This is a genomic window from Streptococcus sp. 1032, assembly GCF_013277015.1.
In the GTDB taxonomy this organism is placed as follows: domain Bacteria; phylum Bacillota; class Bacilli; order Lactobacillales; family Streptococcaceae; genus Streptococcus.
Genome location: NZ_VMMD01000013.1, coordinates 118,402 through 143,987 on the forward strand (window position 1 = coordinate 118,402; position 25,586 = coordinate 143,987).

The 25,586-nt window shown below is 36.8% G+C and carries 8 protein-coding genes and 1 pseudogene; 1 reads left to right on the forward strand and 8 read right to left on the reverse strand.

Annotated elements, in window-relative coordinates; translation table 11 throughout:
- Window positions 1–183: 183 nt before the first annotated feature.
- The 7 genes from HT711_RS04045 to HT711_RS04075 all read right to left on the reverse strand — a co-directional run bounded on the left by HT711_RS04045 (window position 184) and on the right by HT711_RS04075 (window position 23,736).
- Window positions 184–5,739 (reverse strand): SIALI-17 repeat-containing surface protein, encoded by a 5,556-nt coding sequence (locus HT711_RS04045; RefSeq protein ID WP_173234993.1) that lies wholly within the window; start codon window positions 5,737–5,739, stop codon window positions 184–186.
- Between the two features lie 41 nt (window positions 5,740–5,780).
- A complete protein-coding gene (locus tag HT711_RS04050; protein WP_173249761.1) occupies window positions 5,781–12,122 on the reverse strand; it encodes a ZmpA/ZmpB/ZmpC family metallo-endopeptidase in 6,342 nt (2,113 codons plus the stop codon).
- A gap of 335 nt (window positions 12,123–12,457) precedes the next feature.
- The gene (locus HT711_RS04055) at window positions 12,458–13,636 is read right to left on the reverse strand and encodes a hypothetical protein (protein ID WP_173234997.1); all 1,179 of its coding nucleotides are present in this window, start codon (window positions 13,634–13,636) and stop codon (window positions 12,458–12,460) included.
- A gap of 17 nt (window positions 13,637–13,653) precedes the next feature.
- Window positions 13,654–17,304 (reverse strand): helicase-exonuclease AddAB subunit AddA, encoded by a 3,651-nt coding sequence (gene addA, locus HT711_RS04060; RefSeq protein WP_173234998.1) that lies wholly within the window; start codon window positions 17,302–17,304, stop codon window positions 13,654–13,656.
- Complete coding sequence (rexB, locus tag HT711_RS04065) at window positions 17,301–20,576, reverse strand: ATP-dependent nuclease subunit B (RefSeq protein ID WP_173234999.1); 3,276 nt, start codon at window positions 20,574–20,576, stop codon at window positions 17,301–17,303. The genes addA and rexB overlap by 4 nt, the downstream gene beginning before the upstream one ends.
- Window positions 20,577–20,787: 211 nt before the next feature.
- A complete protein-coding gene (locus tag HT711_RS04070) occupies window positions 20,788–21,675 on the reverse strand; it encodes a diacylglycerol kinase family protein (protein ID WP_050253051.1) in 888 nt (295 codons plus the stop codon).
- Window positions 21,676–22,470: 795 nt separating this feature from the next.
- On the reverse strand, window positions 22,471–23,736 hold the full coding sequence (locus tag HT711_RS04075) for a hypothetical protein (protein WP_173235000.1): 1,266 nt from the start codon (window positions 23,734–23,736) through the stop codon (window positions 22,471–22,473).
- A 348-nt stretch (window positions 23,737–24,084) separates the two neighbouring features.
- Between HT711_RS04075 and HT711_RS11045 the strand changes: the two are divergent.
- A pseudogene (locus HT711_RS11045) lies at window positions 24,085–24,432 on the forward strand (tyrosine-type recombinase/integrase); the annotation flags it as partial.
- Between the two features lie 740 nt (window positions 24,433–25,172).
- Here the strand turns inward: HT711_RS11045 and HT711_RS04085 are convergent.
- Entirely contained in the window at window positions 25,173–25,505 is a 333-nt protein-coding gene (locus HT711_RS04085; protein WP_173235001.1) for a hypothetical protein, read from the reverse strand.
- Window positions 25,506–25,586: the final 81 nt, after the last annotated feature.

The window sequence follows — 25,586 nt, forward strand, 5'->3', positions numbered from 1 at the left end:
GTTCTCAAATGAATGATGTTCAAACAGTTTTTTGTTTTATGACATAGAAATCTACCTTATATTATATCATGCCTTCTTTATTTTGTCCGATGATAGCCTTTCAAGTACCCTATATAGAAAAAAGCCATCAAATGATGACTTTTCAGAGGGAGCAAAAAACTGTCCTCTTTATGTTTTAAACATTTAAATGTCTTTTTTAAACAGTTGGTTAAAGAAACCGTCTGTGTTTTTAAGAAGGGCTTTGAAGATCTTAGATTTAAGAGCAACAGTGTGAGAGAAGTCATCTGGTTTCTTCAAATCTTCTTCAACTGCTTTAACAAAGATATCCTTCAATTGTGTATAGTTGGTAATTTGTTTACCGTCAATTTCAATAGCAGTAAATCCTTGTTCTGCTTTAGCTTTAACATCGTGATACCAATGTCTCTTCCACTCTTCAAGTGTCTTGAACTTGTCTCCAGAAACTTTCTTAATAATGAAATCATCACCTAATCTACCCTGATTTTGTTTATCAGCTTCACCTTGATATTTGCTAGATACATAACTAGTGAAACCTTTGTCATATCCATAATAACCCCACATACGGAAGGCATTATGTTTGAATGATAATGAACCTGGGGCACCTTTACTTGTATTACCACCATAAATACCAGCCATCATTTGAACATTAACATATGCTGAATTAGGCCTAAAGTCCTCTGGTCGGAATATACCATTACCTGGATTATTATGTTTGGTCATAAAGTTATTATCAACCAAATCATCGATACTTGCTAATGATTTAGCTTTCTCTCCATCATTTAGGTCACGAACTTTATCCCATTGGTGTGGAGCGGTTAATTTATTTAAACCATCAACATGTCTATCGACTCTGTCAATTTTCTTGAACCACTTGCTATTGTTACCATTTAATCGTGGAAGTACGGCGTCTGCTTCTACATGATCTAGCATCATCAGTGCTTCATTATAGTTTTTCATATATCGATCGATGTCTTCACGAGTTTGTAACTTGTCAGGATTATAATTGTACCATTGGTCACCATCATTTTCACGATGATAAGCCATGTTCAAACCTAAAGCACCATATTCACCATTAGTTGTTGATTTATCAGGTGTTTGCAACATACCTTGCGCATAGGCTTCGACGTCTGTACCTTGACGATGCTTATGACCACCGAAGTAAAGCATTCTATCGTTTACGTGTGTTGTTTCGTGAGTAAATGCTGAAATGCCAAACTGACTAATCATATCAGTTACCATGAAATAAACTTGGTCATTAGGGTTAGGATTAGGGAATATTGACGCCATAGCTCCCATATACCAGTTGGTATCATGGAATTTCCAAGTTGGTCCATATAATTCACGAATAGGTGCAATTGGTTTATTATTCTTATCATAACCCATACGATTTATGCCTTTTATACCGCTATAGTTTTGGTTATCCCATACAGGTGTTGGAACCATATTTTGACTCTTAAGTAATCTATCACGAACATTAGATAATGATAAACGTGACCAGAAATCTAAATAAGTTTGTTGTGCGTGAGCAACTTCTTTAATTTTATCTTTAAATGCTTCTCGTTCAGTTTCTGTATACTTACCATATTTCTCAAATGAGCTATAAGCCATTGTATTGTATGTTGAAATTAAGAACATATGAGCATTCTTAAGCGTTAATAAAGGTAGAATCATACGATTATGGACACCGTTGTTCAAACCATCAAATGCGCGATGTCGTTTGTTAACAAAATCTGGGTTCGTTGTTTTAGGCTCCACAACGTATACATTCTTAGCCGCATGGATAAACCAATCATTTAAATCAGTATCGTTAGTGAAGAGACGCATGTTGTAATCTAAGAATCCATGTAATTCAGATTTACCAATAGTTCCACCAATCATATCACGATAAGCATCCAAAGTTCTGTCACCCTTGATATTTCTCTCACTTGATCCAATTCGAATCAAGAAATCAAGAAGGTCAACTGATTTACCATAGAAATCAGGTTTAAACATCATCAAATTCTTGATAGTCATATCCCCATACTTGATATCATAGTAACGATTGAGATAAGTCAGAGCCATCATGATTTTAGCTTTATTTTCATCCACCTTATTAACAAGTGCTTTCATAGCCGCTTCGTCACTATTTAATTGATGGTCAGCATTTTCAATCAAAGATTTGACCAATTTATCAAGATTAGCTTTCGTTTCAGCAAAACTTTCTTCGAGATAAAGGTCTCGGATATAACCGTTTTTACGTTCCTCTGTATTTTCTTCAGCTCTATCCCGATTACCCATCAAGGAACGTACTTCAGGAGAAATTAATTCAACAGTCGCTAACCTATCTTTAATGTCTTTAATCAATTGATCACGATTTTTATCAACCATGTTTGGTGTATAAACAATGTCACCCAATCCATCGATACTATACTCACGAACTTGCGCTACTTTAGACTCTTTTTGATGAACAGCTTTGATTTCTTTAGTCTTATCTGAATAGTGAATCATCACATGATCAATATCTGATAAATCGGTCACGAATTGACCATCCTTCATCCCCGTAACAGAAAGGACTTCTTTCTTAGCTAAGTTTGAATCTTCTGCAAGTTTGTTACCTTGGTTGACAATCCACTCTTTGTTATAAAATGGTTGAAGTTTCTCAATATTACGATAAGCTAAATCACGTTCGGATTTGTAATCTTGCGTTGATTTGTATTCCTCTGATTTTGGTGTTGTAAGGTTAAGCGTATCTTCAGGAAGAGTACTAATTTCAAATCCACTAGCTGTTATATTGTACCCTTCAATTTTCTTATTAGCTTCTTCTAAACTAATTTCTTTAACACGTTTAGAACGTTGATATGAAGAGGCTCCTGTACTCATATCACGAACAACGAAATCTCTATTCAATCGATTTCCTGAAAAATAACCGTCTTCTTCGTCAATGTTCCTAGAACCGTAGAAGATTTCACCTTTGGTAACTTTCATCATAGAAACGTTGTCTTCTAGTAAACCTAGAACCCAGTTCGAACTGATAAATCCACCAACTTCAACAGGATTTTGAATATCAATCGTACCTTTTGCCACAGAATGGCGAATTGAACCTTCTTTACCAACAGTGTTGTTATCCATACCGTTATCGGTTGTTGCTGCAATACCACCAGCTTTAGCTTTATTACCTGTAATATCAGCTTCAACATAGGCTTTATCTACGTTACCTTTCCAGATTTCACCAACAATACCAGCTACTTTCCAACCTTTGTTACCGAATGAATGTATTTTACCAATGAAGGCAACGTCATTTAATTTACCACCTTTATCGAGTTTGTTAATAATACCAGAAACATTGTTATTGCCAACAACAGAACCTGTAACTTTAACTTTTTCAACAGTAGCATTCTTAACCATATTAGCAAGAGGTGCTACATTATCAGCCCAAGGCATATTGACATCAACATTACCCAGATTAATGTTTTTAATTGAACCATTTTCAACACGATCAAACAACGGTCGAGCGATGTTATGAATCGTGTATTGCTTACCATCGACACTTGATAAATGACCTTGGAATGTACCAGGTACATATTGTTTACCAGCAGCAGGAACATTTGTAGCATTCAAATCGGCACCGATTTTAAACGTACCTTTCATGTCCGCTCTCATCGCCTCAACCAACTCTTTAAAGTTGTAGTAAACATTATCCGTTTTTGGTACAGGTTTTTCGAGGTAGTGAATATACTGATTACGAACCTTAGATGGGTCAACATGTTGAATCAAATCTTGAGCAGTTGCTGTAATTTTATAAAGTTCTTTTTCTTTTTCAGTCACCAACTCAATCTTATCAACTGCTAAACGTGTTACTTTATTATCACGACTAGTGATTTTTAAGTACATTTTCTTCACATCTTCATCTGAAGGTTTTTCAGTCATGAAATCACTAGGTGTTTCAGTACCATCGTCATTTACCTTCACTAAATTAGTAGATGAAATATTTTTAATTTCAACTTTTTTCAAATCCAAGCGAAGTGGTTTCTCTTCTAATGTTGCAGTTTCTTCTCCCTTACCACGGTCATAGGTCATAGTGGTTTCTATCTTATAGTCCATGTAGAATTTTAAATCTTCTACCTGCTTATCTAATTGCTCTGAAGTCAAATCTACTGTTTTGACAATTTCATTTCCATCTTTAATTGTCGCAGTAATTTTATTGATCTTGACTCCATCTGTATTAACCAAATGATAAGAAAGATTTGCGGAGCGGTCTAATACATTTGTATCTGTTCGGTCCAAAGTCAAAACAGGAGCCGTTTTTTCTTTAGGCTTTTCTTTTGTACCTTTTACAAGAATTTCAGGCTTCATTTCTTTCAAGATAGTTACTGTTTCAACTGGTTCACTAATTTTTTTGCCATGTAACTCTTCATAGCTAGTAATAATTTGACGTTCGCCATCCTCACCAATTTGTTTAACAGAATCATCGCCTATAAATTTGGTAGGATCAGATTCTTCTATAGTCGTTTTAGAAATAGTCTCGGTCCGGATATCGGTATGTAAAGAAGGCAACTCTTCTCTTTCTGATGCAACTTCTGAAACTGTAGATATTGGTTCAGTATACTCTGGAATGTCGTTAACAGGTGGCTCAATCAAGTTTCCATTTTCATCTACTCCTGTTGCACCTACTGGTTCCGTGTATGCTGGTTTTTCGCTAACAGGTGGTTCAATCAAGTTTCCATTTTCATCCACTCCTGTTGCACCTACAGGTTCAGTATATTCTGGTTTCTCAGTTTTAGGCGCTTCATCTAGAACTGTACCTACAGGAGCTGTGTACTCAGTTTTCTCTACTTTAGGAGCCTCGTCTGGAACAGTACCTATAGGTTTAGTGTATGCTGGTTTTTCATGAACTTCTGGTTCAACTAAATTACCGCCAATTGGAGCTGTATATTCTGGTTGCTCATGAACTTCAGATTCTACCAGATTACCACTAGCTGGTGCTGTATGTTCTGGCTTCTCAGCTTTAGGCGCCTCGTCAGGGACTGTGCCTACCGGTGCAGTGTACTCTGGCTTCTCTGATTTAGTTGTCTCGTTTGGAACGGTGCTTACAGACTCTGGATTTTTAGGTTTTTCTGCTTTAGGCGCTTCATTATGAACACTTTGAATTTCAGACTTTTCTGACTGAGTAAATGATGTGTTTATTTCGCTTTGAATAGAACGAATCATCGTTTTATCTGGCGCTAGAATATCCTTTGTCCCCTCATCCTTATGTTGAATTTCTGAAATTGCATCATCATTAAGGGGTAGGTATCCAATATAACGATATCCAGCAATTTGAACTACTCCTTCATTACTTGGAGCTTTCAAAGGATTGCTTATATCGAGTGCTTGCATGCTAGAAAGACCGATTAGTCCAATCGTAGTAACTAAGAACAGACTAGCAACTTTTTTCTTTTTATGAACTAAAAGAACTAAACTACCAATAGCTAATAGACCTAAAGCTGTAAGCACAGAAGTCGATGAACCTGTTGCAGGAAGAGTTTCCTGCTGATAAATAAGAGCATAAGTTTTCTCATTATCAGTAGGAATTCCTGCCTGAATCTTTGTTTGTTCTTCTTGTGTAAGAGAGCTTTTTTCAATGTAATGATAGGTAGAAGCATGAATGATTGACGGTGCAACCAAGATACTTCCGAGTAAAACAGAACCAACAATCCCACAGATTTTTCGGATTGAAAATCGTTCTTTTTTAAATAATGACAAGCGTAATCACCTTCTTTAATTTTATTTCCTAATAGTAAACACTATTTTTTATTTTCAAAAATTGAACTTCTAAAATCATCAGTTTGGTCAAGATAAGCTTTAAAGATTGCTTTTTTCAGTTTAAGAACTCTACTATATTCAGGATAAATATTTACACGTTCATCCTCTGCATCAGCTTTGACAGCAGCAGTTATCATACTTTGAAGATCTTCTATATTTTTTATTGTCACTCTATCTTTTCTGAACCAATTTCCATTTGGGTTAATGAAGCTAATGCTCATTAATTTATTAAATTTAGCTTTTCGCTCTTCATACATTGCTTTTTTAAATTCTACCCAAGATGAGTAACGATTATTAAATATTTTTTGAAGTACTAACTCATCAGTTACATTACCAACTTCCTTACCATATGACTTAATCACTTTACCTTTAGCTTTTGCTTCTTCTGCGTATTGATTAGAAATATATGGTACCATTCCATCTTTAAATCCTTTTGCAGCTAACAACTCGAACGCCATACGACGTCCCATTAAATCACCCGGAGTTCCTTTATCATTACTTAGAGCAGAATATATTGGTGAAAATAGTTTAATTGTATAATAGCCATTTCGTTTAAAGGTATTATCATTGTCATTTTCATATCCTCTTCTTGTAATAACATCATTTTCAATTAGACTATTAAATGTCGTTAATTTGCTAAGTTCACTTTCATTTAAGTAACGAATAGTATTAGTTGCATATACTTTACTTCCGTCTGGATCCGGTTCAAATTTATTTTCTATTTTTCTCAACAACTCATTTTTCTTAGAAATATCTAAGTTAACAACAGCATTACCTTCTAGATATTCTAGCATATAAATTACATCAAACATATTATGCATATATTTTTGCAAATCTTCTGCATTATTAAATCGTTTTGTAGGATCTTTCACCTGAAGTCTAGTTGGATCTTCTGATTCTTCATACTTCAATATAGAGTTAATCGTAATAGTAGGATCATTTGGATGATCCGGAGCTTGTAATAATCCTTTTGCATAAAATTCTGGTCCAAGTCCATTTCTTCTTCCATAGCCTCCAAGATAAATTTCTCTATCTGAGTTATGTGTCATTTCATGTGTATAAGTTACCGCACCATCTTTATCAAGCATACGATAAGCCATATAATAGAATGCATCCCCTGTAGCGTATGCTCCATTAGAATTATGAACAACATTATTTCCTGCCGGACCGAAGAAATGTTTTATTGCTGGATGATTAGTTTCAAAAGTTGCTTGGTATGTATCTTTTTCGCCTTTATCATCTGTACCAAATCTAAATGCATCATAAACTAGAACACTTCTATATAATTTTTCTTTATTTTCATTATCTAGAATTTTATACCAATAATCGTAGTGATCTCTAAATCTAGCAGCCGCTTCTCTTGCTTTTGTTTCAACATAGTCATTTAAATTAGTTCCTGCTGGATGTTCTTTGCTTCTATATCTATCATAAGCACCGAAACCTATAGTCGAAATGTTGGATATAATAAACACCGATTTTTCAGGTAATGTTAATAGCGGCAACACCATACTTGGGTATTTCCAAGATGGGCTAGTTAATCTATCATATACTCCAATTGAATATGGACTACCAGCTATTGATTGCTTATCACTTACCTCTTTAATTGTAGATTTTTCTTCTACAATATAGGCTTTAGTTTGTTCTTTAAACCACTCGTTATTTGTTTTATCTGGTACAAAAGCTTTTCTATATTTTTCTAATGCATCAAATAAATTATTAGTTTTATAATTTTTTGCTAATAAAACGTTATAAGTTATAACATTATTTTTCGCTAGTAAATTATTAAATCCAGATTTACCTAATTCGATAACATTATCTAACGCTGAACTATTTGATTTACCAAAGAAATCCAAGTGGTACATAACTAAATCTTTCGCTTTTGTTTCACCATATTTGAAATTGTACCAACGCACTAAGTATGTTAATCCTAGAAGTAATGCTTCCTTATTGTTTTTAATTTTTTCAATTACATAATTATCTATTACCTTATTGTTATTTTCTGCTATTGCAGCATCTGCAGTAAGAAGTTTCGTCAAACTATCTTTCAAATTAGTTTTTGTAGTATTGAATTGATCTTCTAAATATAACTCCGTTAAGCTAACATCATTAGAAACATCTAATACTTTTCTAATTGCGTCTGATTTGTATTCTACACTATTTAATGCTGGTAAAACTTCTCCTAAAATATTATTATAATTGCGAAGTAATGTATTCGGTGTGTAAATTAAATTTGTACCGCCTATTCTATACTCTGCTACACTTGAAAAATCACTTTGATATTCTATATTTTTTGTCTCTGATGTATTGTCCGTGTAATATAGTAACAGTTTATTTATACTTTCTTTGTTTTTGTTAATATCACTAATTACTTCATTATCTTTCATAGGAACCACTGACAATAATTCTTTATTATAAAGATTACTACTTGTCTCTACTAAATTCCCGTACTTAACTATCGTTTCTCTATTATAGAATGGTAATAGTTTTTCTATATTTTTATATACTTTTTCTTTTGATGAATCAGCATTCTCAAGACTTCTATAGTCAGTTACATATCTAGAAGAGAAGTTAAAATCTTCTGTTTTAGTAGTATTTTTAGATACAAAAGCAGCTTTTTTCTCTCTAATTTGTGCGTCTTCTAATACTTCTCCTCTTTGAACATCAGAATCCTTAGTTAAGATTTCATCATCTTCTTGTACTACGTTTACAACCTTATTATTTTTGTTGCTATATACATGATTTGCTTTCATGTTAGTGAAATCTTTTCCAGTTATAGCATTACCGTTTGTAACATTAACGTCGCTTAGTACATTAGAAAGTCGACCAGATTTTTCTAATCCTCCAGCTGGATCCCAAAGATTACCAACTACTCCACCAACGTTTGCAAAACGTTGAACATTATTAAGATTTCCTTCAGCATAACTATTACTAATTAGTGCACTATCTTCTACTGCACCAACTATTCCACCAATAGATTGATCACCTTTAGTTGCGTTTGATGCTAAATCAATTGATGCGAACGACTTATCTATTAATCCCCTCGAACCAGAAAGTTTACCTACTAAACCTCCGATTTGATAACTAGCAACTGTTTTATATGTATTAGTTATTCTACCTGTATAGCTACTGTTAGAAATAGTAGAATTATTAACTTGTGATACTAATCCTCCAATTCCATGTTCCCCAGCTATTGCTCCATCAGCATGAACATTATCAATATGGGTATTGCTATTCGCTTCTTTTGCAAGTGTTGCAGCATCTTCTTTTGCTGAAATATTGACATCTTTTAGTGAAAGTTTTTCTACTGTAGCACCATTTAATCCCCCAAATAATGGTTTTTTCAAATTATAAATAGCGTAATATTTCTCATTATTTGTTCCTACTAATGTTCCATGGAATACATTATTCACATAACTTTCTTGACCATCTGGAAGTTCAACTTCACGAGCATCCATAGTTGCACCTAAACGGAATGTGCCATTAGGATTGCTATTCATTGCATCTACTAAATTTTTAAATGATGTATAGACACCAGTTTCACTTTGCTGAGTTTTTGGTAAATAGTAAGTATAATTTTCTAGTACATTATTATTTTCATGATGTATCAGATTATTTGCACTCGCTACTATCTTATAAACATCTCTATTATCTTTAGTATCATTAGTAATGCTTGTAACTGGTAGCATCACATCTTTAAAGTTCTCTGATTTAACTTTCATAAAGTAATTTTCTGCATTACTTGGTAAAGAAGCAAGTGAAGTTACATGTCGATACTTATTACCATCTTTTGAATATAGTTCTACAGAAGATATATTTCTAAGTTCTAATTTCTTAATAACTTCTTTTTCATCTTTAGCGTCATCTTTTTTCTCATCTTTATGACGATAAAGTTTATCGTATACTGGGGTAATCTCATTACCTGCTATAATGCTCTTAATCCAAGCTAATTGTGTAGGAGATAAAATCAATCCGCCTGAGCGATTTTGTGCTCCATTTTGGTGGACACCAATGACTTCACCATTAGCATTAAATATTCCTCCACCACTCATACCAGGATTTCCACCTTGATATTGAACACCGTAGGTGTTATTCGCGTATTCTTGTTCCATTTCTACCGTAGCATCTTTTAAGTGCGTATATTTCCCAGCTGGATATCCATGAACATTTAGTTTGTCATTAAGGTTTACTTTCGAATAATTTTTAACTAATTCTACATGTTCTCTGCCAGTTGTTTCAGGTAGCTTAATCACTGCTAAATCATAGATAAATCCTTTTGGATAATCTTTTTTATTATAAAAATGAATATTGTTAGCAGTAAATGTTCCTTTTTGTCCATCAGGAGTCACCCACTCATATACGTTTTTAGATTTATCACCTCTAAATTCGCCCGTAGTATTATCAGTAGAATTATTAATGAAATTATGTGCTACTGTTAAAAGTACATTTGGTGCAATAAAAGTAGCTGATCCTACTCCAGTAACCTTCGACGAATCTGTAATAAAGTTCATATTAATTAATGCACTAGATTTTTTCTGAATACTCATTTCTTCTGGTGTATTAGTATTTTCATTATTTGGTTTAGTATCTTCTGCACTAGGTTGTTCGATTTTACCAGTATATTCTTTCGGTGCTTCTACTTTCTCTGGCTCGACTATCGCTCCAGACTGTGGACCTGTGTATTCTGGTAGTGGTGCTACCTGCTCTGGTTCAACAATAGCTCCGGCTTGTGGTTCTTTATATTCTGGAAGCGGTGCCACCCGTTCAGGTTCTCCTTTATCACTTACCACAGTATCTGGCAACTCTGGTTGGACTTCTGGTACGCCTTTATCACTTACTACAGCTTCTGGCAATTCTGGTTGGACTTCCGGTTCTCCTTTTTCAGCCACAACAGCTTCGGGTAACTCTGGTTGAACTGCTGAGTCACCTTTGGCGCTTACAACTGCTTCTGGCAATTCTGGTTGGACTTCTGGTTCACCCTTGTCTGTAACAACTTCTTCGGGCAACGCTGGTTGGATTGCAGGTTCACCTTTGTCGGTTACTACAGCTGCTGGTAGTTCAGGCTGAATTGCGGGTTCAACAATAGCTCCAGACTGTACGTCCTTATGTTCTACACCAGTCTCAGGTTGTTCCGTTATAACTTGAGTTTTTTTAGTACCTTTTTCGACTATTCTTGAAACAGGCGCAGTCGTTGAAGTTGAAACAATTTCTCGCGAAACTTCTTCCTTGTTTACAGAGAATATTCTGATGACTTCAACTTTTTTACCTAATGTACCTTCTTGTTTTACTCTTACAGTTCCTTCAGCTAAATCAGGATTCTCCTGAACTTCTTCTTGAAAATCTATTTTTGTCTCTATAGTTTCCTCACGATATAAGAGTTCAGGTTTATTCAACTGGCCTGATAGAACTTCATCCTGCGGATTTAATGTATTTACCCCAGTCTTTTCTTTTGGAGAAACCTTCTCGTCTTTCTTCGTTTCTAGATTCTTATGTTCGGCTAATTGTTCTTGAGAATCTGAAGATTGTTTCTCTTCTTTTCTTGGATTGATTAATTCAGTAGAGAAAGGTTTTTCAACTACTTGAACTTCTGTCGGCTTAGTTGAAGAAGCTGTTTTTTCTTCCTGAATAGCTTGTCCCTTTGATGAATTCTCTACAAAATTCGGTGTAACATTATAATCTACCTTTTGTTGTTTTGTAGGAGTAGCTACTGATTTTTCTTGATTATTTACTTTAGACTCAGAAGTTATGTTTCCCTCTTTGATATATCCAATATAAGTGTAGCCTGAAATCTCTTTAGGAAGAGGTAATTTTTCTCCTGTGGTCAATTCATAGTCAGTATTGTAATTCAGTAAGAGATTATTTTCTAAAGCATGAGCCGATACAAGAACACCATTTCCTATCCCTGCAACCAATACTAAATGTAATACTGTTTTATTCTTAACTTTTTTCTTAGAAACGGCAAAAATTAAAATCCCCAGAGCAGCTAAGCTAGCACCAGCAACTAAGGTTTTCATATCATTCTTGCTTCCAGTATTTGGCAATTCTCCCAGTTGATTTTGAGAATTTAATTTATAAACAAGATAATAAGTCTCATCATCATTCTCCATGCATGTCGGAATATCATAGACAAGCTGCTTCTTTTCATCTGATGATAGCTCTGACTCTGTCACATATTTATAGTGAACACCTTTAGTCTCTTGAGCCTCTACAGATGAACTACCTAATACAGACATAAAAAATAAACTTGAAATCGTTGTAGATACAAGTCCTACTGATAATTTTCTAAATGAAAAACGCTGCTGTTTTTCACCAAAATACTTTTCCATGATTCCTCCTTGAAATATAATTTATAGATGTTACAAAAACCTTTATTATATTAGTGTGTTATCTATAAAAAAGGCAACATAACTTAATTGTACTATTAATTTACAAAAAAGTCTTAAAATTGAGTTGCGCTTTCATACTTTGTTTTATATATAATACTCAATGAAAATCAAAGAGCAAACTAGCCGCAGGCTATACTTGAGTACGGCAAGGCGACGTTGACGCAGTTTGAAAAGATTTTCGAAGAGTATAAAATACCAAGTAGTAGTTTTGTAATTTCCTATTTTCTTTTTGGATAAAATGTAACCTACCATGGAATTTCCACGGTAGATGTTACTCATATCACTAATCGTTCTAAAAATGGTTTGATGCAGTTGAGGAGAATTCCTTCTATCCAGCTTTCTTGTGCTGATGATAGATTCTCTGCTTGAAGGCTTTCTTTTAGAAAATCTCGAACTTGTTCTGGTGCGATTTCAAACTCAAAGGCTTTCATTTTATAGAAAAAGTCGAGCAGATGGTCTGATAAGTATTCAGTTGAAAAAGGCACTTCTCCACTTTTTCGATATTCTAATAAGAGCCGAGCAAATCGGGCTTTTTCTTCAGGAAGCTCACGGAAATAGGAATTGAGGAGCCAGGTCTGCTTCTGCTTTCTTTCAATTGGATCCTGACTAGCAATTCGTTGGTCTTTTTCCAGCTCTTTTTGGTATTGTTTGGCCTTGATAGCCCGTTCTGTCCGATTTTTACCAAAAAGAATTTTCTCCCACTTGCGTTCTTCTTGAGTCAGTGTCTCTGTAAAGCCAAAGTAATCTTGATAGGCACGCTCTGCTGGACCCATGGCTAGAACCAGATTGTCTGCATATTGCTTGGCGATTTTATCCCTCTTCTTGCGCTCTTTCTCTGCCTGAATACGGAGTTCTTGTTCGTAGTCAATTTTCTCCTTACCTAGCTTGACAAGGTAGAGTTGGTCATCTGGTTTTCCAAGTAAGAAGGGTTTGATACATTTTTCAAGAACTTCTTCCATACGAGCCTTTTTCTTGGGCTCTGCCTTGGTCCAACTTCCTCCTTGAAAGACTTCTAGGAAGAGCTGGTAGTCTCTATCAGGGGAGAACTGATTGCCACGATTAGGTTTAAAAACACCTTTTTCCCAGAGCCACTTTAGAAGACGCTCGTCAAAGTCACTTTTATTGACCTTGATTTTCTCCTTTTTCTGGGCTTTTCTGGTCAGATTTTCAATCTTTCTTAGCAGTTTTTCTTCCTCTTCCAATTGCTGGTCAAGGGATAATCGATGAAAATGACGAACACAGTCGCTACCAATTGGAAAGAGGCGTTGGCCTGTGACACCGTTAAAGAGTTCATAAGCGTATTTGATGGCATTTCCACAGACACAATTGCTACGGCCAATACCGTTAAAAATCAAGGAAACTTCATTCCATTCCTTGGTAGCTTGTTCCCAAGTATCCGCTTTTGAAGCCTGTAAAACCGCATCATGCAGGGATTTTCTAACTGGAAGTGTCATGAGGTCTCCTTTCTATATTATACTTTTACAACTTGAACATCGTCTTTACCTAGTAAAATCAAGTATTTTTCAATATTTTCAATCGAATAGGCTCGAGATAAAGCCTCTCCGTATAGGGCTAGCTGACCACGATAGCGGTCTATGAGTTGACTTGGATCATCATAGCGGTCTGTCTTATAGTCGAACAGAACAATTTTGTCTTCGTAAAGCAGATATCCATCAAGGATACCACGGACAACAAAGTCTTCCTGACTCTTTTGGTCTCGTTTGAGCATGGAGAAGGGTTGCTCGCGATAAAGATGATCGGTATTAGCAAGAATTTCCTGACCGAGTGCTGTGTCAAAGAATGCAAGAATTTTAGCAAGCTTGATCTTGTCTCTGACAGCTGGTCTGGTTTGAACTTGTTTGAGAGTTTCTGTCAGGCTAGCAAGCGTTGGTCGTTGGCTGAGATCCATTCTCTGCATGAGTTCGTGGGTAGCACTACCAATCTCAGCTCCAGTTACCTTTTCTTTGGTTGAAAAATCTGGCAAATTAAAGCTAATTTTCTTGTCTACTGACTGGCCTTGACCAGCAATTTCGACACCTTCCATATCCATAACTGGTTCGTAGAATTTCTTGATTTGACTTGGAGTTTGAACACTAGGAAGTTCAATGGCTGCACGGTGAAGAGTATTATAAACTTCCACTTCTTTCAGCATTTCAAGAGCTTCTTTAATGGTTTCTGACTGACGATTGTCTGCTTGGGAGCTATCTTGGAGAGGGCTTTTGTTTTCCAACTCTCCGATAGATTCTCTAGTCAGCTGATTTTCACCAACGAAACGATAACTAAAGTTGAGAGTGTCCTTAGAAAATACTTTGCTGATAGCCCAGATCCAATCTTGAAAATTCTTGGCTTGAAGTCTAGTGTTGCTATTTAGTTTCCCATTTTTAGCTGCTGGGTATTCCTTGGCTTCCAGCTTTTCACGAGAACCCTTGCCGACAAGATAGAGCTTTTTCTCAGCCCGCGTCATGGCAACATACAGCAGACGCATCTGTTCTGAATAGCTTGCCAGCTGCAATTCTTCTTCATTCTGCCTATAGGTCAGGCTAGGAATGGAGAGTTTGATGGTTTTAGGATAGTGATCTTCCACTGCTCCTGTCTCCATTTTGGCAATATATTTGACACCAAGTCCATTTTTACGGCTGAGAATGACCTCTGACATAGAGTCTTGCTTGTTGAAATCTTGATCCATATTGAGGATAAAGACGTAAGGAAACTCCAGTCCTTTACTCTTGTGGATGGTCATGAGTTCTACAGCATCCTTGGGCGGTGCGACTGCCACACTTGCAAGATCGTGCTGGGCTTCTAGGACCTTGTCAATCATGCTAATAAAACGTGACAAGCCCTTGAAATTGCTCTTTTCAAACTGGTCAGCTCGCAGTGCTAGGGCATAGAGATTAGCTTGTCTAGCAGGCCCATTTGGCAAAGCCCCAACGTAATCATAATAAAAACGGTCGTTATAAATTTTCCAAATCAAGTCATAGAGAGAGTGCGTTTTGGCATACAGGCGCCAAGAAGCCAAGATTTCCATGAATTGGTTTAGTTTCTCAGCTAGAGCTGTGTGGATCAATTTTTTCTGGCTTGTTACCATTTTTTGAGCATTGACCAGTTTCTCATAGAGATTTTCTTGGATTTTATCCTCTGCTTTCTGAAGGGACAAACGTGCTAACTCATCCTCATCAAAACCAAACATTGGAGACTTCATAAGGGCAACCAAAGCGTAGTCTTGCAGGGGATTGTGAATGACACGAAGGGTGTCTAGCATGACTTGTACTTCTAGGGATTGGAGATAATTGTTTTGCTCTCCGTCAGTTTTAACAGGAATCCCGTACTCAGACAGGGCGAGAAGAATCTGGTCATTACGACTGCGGCTGGAGGTCAAAAGGGCAATTTCTTTAAAGGAAACACCTTTCTCCTGATGAAGTTTCAGAATCTCCTTGATAACTAAGCGCATTTCACCTGTTAGTTTCGTTCCTGCCGGGCTTTCTTCTTCCTCATTTGTGTCGTCCTTGTCGTAGAGGAGAAATTCTGCCTTGTTCTCAGGGTTAGGAGTTAGTTTGGTATTGGCAAAAACAAGCTGGTGCATGTTATCATAGTTGATTTCACCGACCTCTTGATCCATAAGGCATTCAAAAACATCATTGGTTGCTGATAGCACTTCGGAACTACTACGGAAATTTTCCTTGAGGAGAATGAGCTTGCCCTCTTTTGGATTTTGCGCATAGCGTTGGAACTTTTCATTGAAAATCTGCGGGTCTGCCTGACGGAAACGATAGATAGATTGCTTGATATCTCCCACCATAAAGCGGTTGTGGCCATTAGAAAGTAATTCCAGCATCCGTTCTTGAATATGGTTGGTATCTTGATACTCGTCTACCATGACTTCATGGAAGCGCTCCTGATAAGCCTCACGGACTTGCGGAAAATTCTCCAAAATCTCAATGGTATAATGGCTAATATCAGCGAATTCAAAGGCGTTTTCCTGGCGCTTACGCTGACGATAAGCTTCCACAAAATCACTCATGAAAGTTTGGAAAGTCTTAGCTAGTTCCCAGGTCTCTCCATGATAACGTTCTTGATAGTCGAGAATGGTTATCTGGTCTGACAGTTGTCCTAGTTTAGCAAACTGGGTCTTTCTCTCTTCGTTGTAGGCATCGACCAGCGGCTTCAAATCAGCCTTACGGCTGGCATTAGTCAGAGCTCGGCCGTTTTTCTCTTTCGAAATTGCGACAACACGCGCAAGCGCCGTTTGATAAGCCTGACTATCGGACTCTTGATTCAAGGAACTAATTTCATCCAGAATCAACTGGACATTTTCTAAATAGGGAGCCTTAGGAAACTCCTTGGCATCATTATCCAGATGATAACGGAAGAAACTTTCCAAGTCCCAAAGGGCTTGCTGGATTTGCTCAGTCAGTTTTTCTTTTTCACTGGTAAAATCAGCCTCTTCAAAACCTTTGAGGAAAGATTCACTCAGCCACTTTTGAGGGTTGCTGGTTGATTGGAGGAAGTCATAAATTTTATAGACTTGCTGGCGCAGCCCCCGTTCATCCTTGCCACGTCCAGCAAAGTTTTTCAGCAAATGACTAAACTTCTCTTTCTGTTTGCCTTGGTAATGGGCTTCAAAGACCTCATGAAAGACTTCATTTTTTAGAAGGAGTTGCTCGCTTTGGTTTTGTAAAATACGGAAATTAGGTGCAATATCAATCAGATAGCCATGTTTACCAAGGAATTTTTGTGTGAAAGAGTCCATGGTTCCGATGGCAGCATTGGGTAGGTCTGCCAACTGGCGACCCAAGTGTTGTTTGAGGTCGACATCGCTGCTTTCTTGGATTTGCTTGCTGATTTTTTTCTCTAAACGTTCTTTGAGTTCGGTCGCAGCCTTGACAGTAAAGGTGGAGATAAAGAGTTGACTGATTTCCACACCACGCGCTAACTGATCCAGAATACGCTCCGCCATGACAAAGGTCTTCCCAGAACCAGCAGACGCTGAAACGAGGATATTCTGACCAGAAGTGTAGATGGCTTCAATTTGCTCGGCAGTTTTCTTCTGTTCCTTACCCGAATGCGCTTCTGCTTCTTGCAGTTTTTGAATTTCCTCCTCAGTTAAAAAGGGAATAGGCTTCATCGATTCAACTCCTCTCTTATTTTTTCAAACCAAGCTTGCTTGAGTTTTTCTCCGACCAGACGCTTGTCGTCAGCTAAATCTAACTTTTCTAGGAAACGGGCTTGACCCAAGTGGTAATTAGCTTCAAATCCGGTGATGGCTTGATGTTGCTGAACATATGGAGCAATACTTCTGCCATTTTCAGTATAGGGATTGATGGCGAATTGGCCTGCTAAAATCTTCTCAGCTGCTTTCTTGTAAAGATGGGCATTGTAGTCCAGTAGGAGCTGGAATTCCTCATCCGTCAACTGGTTAGCCTTGTTTTTATTGTAAAATTCGCCCAAATGACTGCTTTCTTTTTCCAAAAAGAGGCCTTGGTATTTCATAGACTTGCTGGCTTCCGCAACTGCTCCTGCCAGATTTTTAACGGCCATCAGAGATTGGACTGGTTCAGCCATTTCCAAGTACATGGCTCCGAAAAAGTTCTGCTCCCCTTCTCTTTTTAGGGCAGCTAGATAGGTTGGTAACTGGGAATTGAGTCCATTAAAGAAATGAGGAAACTGGAACTGAGTAAGACTGGATTTGTAGTCTACCACTCCTATCGCCCCATCAGCTTTCAAACGGTCAATGCGGTCAACCTTACCTCGTACAAAGACACTGCGTCCATTGTCCAATTGAATAAAGGCTTGCTCTTTCCCACCGAAATTCGCTTCCTCTTTGATGATTTCGATGGCTGGATTGTGTCGGAGAATATGTCCAGTTGTCCGTGCAACATCAAGCAAAACTTCCTTGGTAAACTGGGCTTCCAAACTTTCCTGATAAATAGCCTCAAATTCCCGCTCTTGACTGGTTTCTTGAATAGCCTGTTCTAGACGTTTGTCAAAGGAATCTTCGTTAGGCAACTGCAAGGTACGTTCAAAAATGCGGTGTAAGAAATTTCCGTGACTGCGGGCATCAGGACGCAGGCGTAATTCTTCTTGCAAGCCTAAAACGTAGCGAAGAAAATAACTGTATTCATTGCGATAAAACTCCGTCAAACCAGAGGTAGACAGGTAAAACTCCTGATCAGTAGGATAGAGAGCTTGCAAGGTATCCTTGGTCAACTGCTTACTGCTTGGACTGGTTGGAAGGGCTGGATTTTCCAAACCTTGCTTGTCTAGTTTTTTACCCATGACACGCGCCAGAACCTTGACAAAGGTCAAATCTTGCTCAGTATCACTCGTCTGGCCCTGCTGGTGATAGGCAACCAGACTGGACAAAAGACTGTGATATGACCCCATATCTTCCTTAGACAACCTTTTGTGATTCATCCTCTTCTCTTTCCTGCTAAATCCAAAATGGACCAGTTCTTGAAGATAGGCAGATTCCTTGCTTTCACTTTCGTTAAAAAGGCTTGGAGCTGACAAGACCAACTGCTTACGAGCAGAATTGACTAAGGAAAGCATAGTATAGCGATTTTTCTTGAGATTTTCACTGCTGGCAATCAGCAATTGACTCCCCTCTTCTGTCGCTTGGTTTAGGTTTTGCCTTTCTTCATCTGTCAAAAGACTGGTATTTTGCGCGATTTTTGGTAAATTGTCCTGAGTCAGCCCAATGGCATAGACAAAGTCAGCCGTTAAGGGCGCAATCAAATCGTAACTCTGCACCAGAACGGTGTCCACTGTTGCTGGAATGGTGCGATACTGAGATAGACTCATCCCAGAATAAAGCAAGGCTAGGAAGTCCTCTAGACTAACCTGTGAACCAGCAAAAACAGTCGCAAATTGTTCTAAAACATGACAGAAAGCCTTCCAAACTTCGGCTTGTCTTTCCTGTTCTACAGCTTCCATAGTGGCTGTCAAATCTTGTAACTGCTTGGTCACAGATCCTTCTTTTAGAAAAGAGTTCCACTTTTGCAAGAGATTTTCAGCCTTCTGTTTTCGACTGGCAAAGAGAGTTTCAAGAGGTGTTAAAACACGCAGACGAAGAGCATTTAAACGTTCCAGATTAAATTTTCCATGGTGGGATTTGGTAAAGGTTTGCTGAAAGGCTTGCAAGCCATTGATACCAAGATAACGGATATATTGCTCAAAAGCATCAATATCCGCTTGGCTAAGATCAGTATACAAACCTGTTCTGAGAAGATTTATCAAATCTTCTTGACGGAAACGATAGCGTTTTAAAGCTAAAATAGACTCAACAAACTGTGTCAAAGGGTGGTGCGCCATGGATTCGCTTTTGCCTAGATAGAAAGGAATCTGATACTGGTCAAAAATCGTTTTTAGAGATAACTGATAAGAAGCTACATCCCCCAAGAGAATACGAAAATGCTTGTAGCTCAGGTCTGAGTTCTCATGCAATTTCTGACGAATGCTACGGGCTACTAGCTCCAACTCTTCCTTTTGCGTCAAGCAAGACCAGATTTGTAAGTTTTCACGGTCCTTATCATCAATTTCCAAGGAAAGTTCTGAAAAGTCATAGGACGATTCCAATAAACGAGAGACCTTGTCAAAACTATCCATCTTCTCATGAGTCTGAGAACGGTCTTGAGCAGGCGTTTGGTATTTAGAAGCTAGATGATGGAGAAACTCCACACTGGCTTGGTAGAGATTGCCTTCGGCGAATGGGCTAGTATAGGCTTTCTTACTAGCATAAGCCCCAATAACAATCTCAACACCCTTAGCATAAACTAAGTCCACAATCCGCTCCTCCTCAGCAGAAAAACGGGTAAATCCATCAATAACCAAGGCGATTTGAGTAAAATCACTACTAACTTTGTCATTCTCAATAGCCTCAATCAAATGGGATAACTGACTTCCCTGAGCTAACTGGCCTTGATTGAGATAGGCCGTTACTTTCTCAAAAATCAAGAGTAAATCGGCTCTCTTATCCTCATCCGTCAAATTCTCCAAGTCCAAAAAAGTCATCTGAGCTTTGCTCATCTCGTGGTAAAGCTCAATCAACTGCTGGATAAACTGAGGATCCTGCTTAATCGCACCATAAACACGTAAATCCTTGGGATCGAGTGCCGCAAGACACTTATAAAAAGCCATCCCAAGACCGATATCATCAAGAGTAGTTTTAGCTGGTAAATCATTCAAGACCAGATAACGAGCCATTTGAGTAAAGCGCGTGACGGTAATCGCAAAAGAAGCCTGCTGGGGTAAACATTCCAGTACAGATCGTTCCTTTTCAAAAGAAAGAGAGTTGGGGGCGATGTAAAAGACCCGCTTGCCCGTAGCAACTAGCTCTTCTGCCTCTCTAGTTAGAACCTCTGTCAAAGAAGTCCGAATATCAGTATAAAGTAATTTCATCTCAGCCTCGTTGGAATTTTTCATTGCCTTTTATTATACCATGATTAGCCTCGTAAATCTGTTAAAATATTTAGGCCATCCTTTCTTTTATTCATCATTTGCTAAATCTGCTAGATCTTAAATACTGAATTTTACTTGTATTATAGATAGAATAAATCTGCCTACTGAAAATCACATAATGAAAAAAGCCTCGGTAACAAGGCTTTGAGTTTTATGATTGTTTCTTAGGTACGGAATACACTTCAATGTGTTGTCCTAGTACCTTGATGTCGACTGGTAGATTATCTGATTTATCGCCATCAACATCCGACTCTAATTCGATATCAGAAGAAATTTTAATAGTACGTGCCTTTATATATTCAATATTTTCATTCTCTACAAGATCTCCTTTTAACAAATCCGGAATCAAAGATAATTTAGAGAATATAGAAGCATCTTTCAAAATTAGAATATTTGCATATCCATCCTTGTTTTCTTCAAAGATTTTTTTATCGGCAAAATAATTTGTTAGAAGTACTAAAACATGACTTGCTTCCCCAAGGTAATTTCCATTTTCGGTTTCAACTTTAATGTTAAATACTTGATCTGTCATGACAGACTTCATGGTATTAACTGCATAAGCCAAGATACCAAATTTCGTTTTATCTTCAATTTCAACATTATGAATGGCTTCAGGGAGAGACCCGATACTAAAGATATATCCAAAATAGTGACCATTTGCTTTTCCGATATCAATCTTATCAGTTAAATTGAAATCTAGTTCTTCAATAGCTCCGTCAATATCTTGATTGATTTCTAAAAGTTTTGTAATCAGGTTACCAGTACCACCTGGTATAATTCCCAGTTTAGGAATATAGTCCCTTTCAGCAATCCCTGAAATAACTTCATTGACTGTACCATCTCCACCAAAAACTAGAATTGATTCATATCTTTCTCTAGCAGCTTCTTCTGCGAAATTTGTAGCATCTTTGGCTTTTTGAGTAATTTTAGTTTCCACATCATCAAAATACTCTCTTGCTTTATTCTCCAGCTTCTCTTTGTAATCTAAAGCTTTTTCTCCTCCAGAAGTTGGATTGATAATTAGCATTATTTTTTTCACTCTGTATTTTCTCCTTAAAATCGAAATAGAAAGGTTATTCTCGATGAAAATCAAGGCGTAAACTAGGGAACTAGCCGTAGACTACTCACGACACTGTTTTGAGTCTGTATATTAGCCTGACGTAGTTTAAAAAGATTTTCTAAGAGTATTAACCTGATGACACATGATATTTGCATATATTGCTATTATACAATGAAATGTTAAAAAATAGAAATAAATTGCTTTTAATATCAGTTTTTATCTCATATTAAAAAATGATCTATTTTTTACTAGTAGGTTGTTCTTAATCATCCAAACTAGTCTCTCTCCTCCCCACGATGGAATATAGTTTGTAGATATTATTGCTATTTTCTAGTTCCGGATAAAGATAAAGCTCACTTGAAAGCAGATTTTCCCCATACATAAGTCAGTCTTTGTCTGACTAGCTACTAGCAGATAGACGAGTTAATGTTCATTGTCTACTAATCTGAAAATGAAAATACTTCAAAAGTCAGTTCAGCTAAGGATGGAAAAAACTCAATTTTTAAGAGAATATGAAATAATACTCAATTAAAATCAAATAGCAAACTAGAAAGCTAGCTACAGCTTGCTTAAAGCAGGACTTTGAGGTTACAGATCAAACTAACGGGTTAGCTCAAGACACTGTTTTGAATTTGTAGATTAGACTGACATGGTTTGAAGAAATTTTTGAAGAGGATGAATATCTCTATAATAAAAGGCATCTTATCAAGTGTTTTTGACACCTGATAACATGCACTTTTCTGATTTTAAAGATTTTGCCAGTTTTATTATCATTTAAGATAAGACATTTTCATTATGCTCTGTATTATCATCAACAAACTGTTCTTTTACCAAATCCTTTATATCACTTTTGATACTCTTAGTATCTATAATAGAATCTTCACCTAGTTGGTGAAATGTCGCTTTATCTCTAATAGTATATTCTTGTTCATCGTCATATTTTTTGGTTATCAATCGAATCATCTTTCGTCTTAAAGATTTTTCCCCTTTGATGTTTCCTCTTTCTTTTATCCATGCCACTGCTAAAATGACCAGCATTAGACAACCGACATAACCTAAAAGAGGATACATAATGGAGACTAATTCTTTAAATCCCATAAAAGATAAACCATATCCTATAGCGACCGTAGCAATTAGAATAGGGTAAAAGCGCTTAGGTTTATTTGAAGAGAAACGTTTTGCCAAGGCATAAAATAAACTGAAAGCTGTATTAAAAATAAGTCCAAAAATAATTAGAGCATACAGCAAAGAAAATAGAGGATGAATCTGCTCCGCAATTGTTAACATAGGAATATCAACAGTTGAAACAAGTTTTATATTGGCGTATAAAATACCAGTTGCTACAGTAATAATTAAACTAACTACAAGTCCACCTAAGAGACCACTTTTTTCCGCAACACCAATTCTCATGACAGAACCTCCTAAGACAAATGCCATGGATACACCAGTCATAACAGTTAGTGCGAAATAATTTAGTAAAGAAACCCAGACATTGGGCATCGGAGAAGAAAGTGTAGCTGTGATTGCTTCTAATTCTTCAAAATCAAAACTTTTCCCTACGAACGTATGGACTGCCATAATGATAATCATGACAAAGACCAAAGGAGTAAATATCCCAAGAACGCTGGTAATCTTTTCAAAATTAAGAAAACTGACAATAATGACCAAGATAGCACAAATCAATCCTCCCAACCAAAATGGCAAACCAAATTGTTGGTTAAGGTTTGAACCAGCCCCAGCAATCATAACAAAACCAATTACAAAGCAGGAAACAATTAAAGCAAAATCAAGAATCTTATTAGTAATAGGCCCGGCAATTTGGGAAAGAACTTCAAAATGATCATTTGAACGGAAATAGCTTCCTAAGGTAATGATAATTTTACCAAAAATAATACTTATGATTCCAAGAACAATCGTTCCAATGATACCCCATTTACCAAAACTAACAAAGTATTGCATTAAATCTTGGCCGGAAGATAATCCAGCACCAATAACAACACCGACATAAGCTAATGCTATATTTAAAATACGTTTTAACACTATTTTCTCCTAACCGTTATCACTACAATAAATGACTGTCTATTTAGTATACTATTTTCTTATATTATTGTCAAAAATATAGGTATTAGAACCATGTACATAGAAATATTTCTGTACGATATAGCAAGATAACACAAGGACTAGTCAGCTACTAATCAAACTTCTATCCTCCTAAATTGTTTGGAGATATTAGCTGCTCTTACGTCAGACAAATATCACAAAGATAGCAAGACATTAGACATCCACACAACATTCAACCGATACATTCCAGATGATGACGGTACTAAGACTTTTGCAAGATTTCGAACTACCCACTTAACTAAAAGAGAAATTGAGATACTAGACAAAATGATTGAACTGAACCAGCTCAGTGAAAATACTGACCTAAATTGGTACAAAAGCACTCGTATATTCGTCACAAACACTGGTAGGCCAATCCATAGTTCTATTCTAAGTAAATCTCTCCATCGAACAAACGAACGCCTTAAAAAACCAATCCCCAAACATCTGTCCCCTCACATCTTCAGACATACAACTATTAGCATTTTAGCTGAAAATAAAATTCCGCTAAAAACAATCATGGACAGGGTTGGTCATTCCGACTCTGAAGTCACTACTTCCATCTACACCCACGTCACAAAGAACATGAAAGATGAAGCAATCAATGTACTGGATAAAGTTATGAAAAAGATTTTTTCAAAAGTTTTGTCTCTCAAATACAAAAATAGCCCTTCGGAAAAAATCCGAGGGGCTAGAAACGTTGTTAAATCAACGGCCGAACTTTTAAATTTCAAGGTTCGAGATAAAATAGTTCACTGAACTATTTTATTTTTTCAAGTTATCTTCCTATTATTAGATACTAAAAAATAGGCCTAAGCCTACTCAATATCTAACTTGATTTTCTCAAAAACTATTAAATTCAAATAAGTTGAGATAACTTAAAGGGTAACAAAAAGGAACTTAAAATGATGAGTTCAGCAGGCAAGGAACTAGCACGGTCAAACGTGCTTTTTTATTGCTGATAGGTTCATTATATCACGTAGAAAATAACTCATATCAAAAAAGCACTTAGATTTCTCTAGGTGCTGGAATAGGCGGGACGGGAATTCCCCGCTTTTCAGATACCCCAAGGGTGCGTAGTTCCCGATATTTCTCTACTTCTATTCTTTATCTATATTATACACCTTTTCTAACACTTTTCAACCACAAAAGCCCCTAGATTCGTTTCTAAGGGCTTTTAGTTTATCCATGGTGTTTTTAATCGTCCAGTACGAAACAGAGCAAAATAGGGGGGCAAATATGAAGCCTCAGCCTACTTATACACTTCTAACTCTCCGTTCTGGTGGAATATGTACATACTTTTCCATATCTGCTAACTTAATTCTCAATATTTCTCAACAAAACACCACCCACTACTCTTTAGCGCTTAGATTGTTCTAGGCGTTTGTTGATAGATATTCTTCATATTCTTTACGTGCATAGTCAGGCATCTTTCTCTTTGCTCTGACGATAAATTCATCAAGTGGAGTATTATTGTTTGATCTACTAGAATTATAGAAATCACTCCTAAAACGATGAATCCATCTTTTAGAGCGCTCACTTGTAAAAACTGGTGGATAATCTTTAGAAAATTCCTCTAATATTTGCGGATGATTTTTTTCTAAGAATGCTTGACTAAAGAAAATTGCGTTCCCTAAAAAAGCAACCTGTTCATCTGTCGCTTTTTTCAATGGTTCAAACAAGATATGTTCTAAATATTTTGGTTTCAATCCACTACCTCCACTTCAAAAATCCTTCGCTTAGTGTCAAAAGCCATCTCTTGCACCGTTTTAGATAGAACCTCCTTAACT

Excerpts from the sequence above, each read along its gene's own strand:
- HT711_RS04050 (WP_173249761.1), bottom strand. The coding sequence starts at position 12,122 with ATGGAAAAGTATTTTGGTGAAAAACAGCAGCGTTTTTCATTTAGAAAA.
- HT711_RS04055 (WP_173234997.1), bottom strand. The coding sequence starts at position 13,636 with ATGACACTTCCAGTTAGAAAATCCCTGCATGATGCGGTTTTACAGGCT.
- addA (WP_173234998.1), bottom strand. The coding sequence starts at position 17,304 with ATGAAGCCTATTCCCTTTTTAACTGAGGAGGAAATTCAAAAACTGCAA.
- rexB (WP_173234999.1), bottom strand. The coding sequence starts at position 20,576 with ATGAAATTACTTTATACTGATATTCGGACTTCTTTGACAGAGGTTCTA.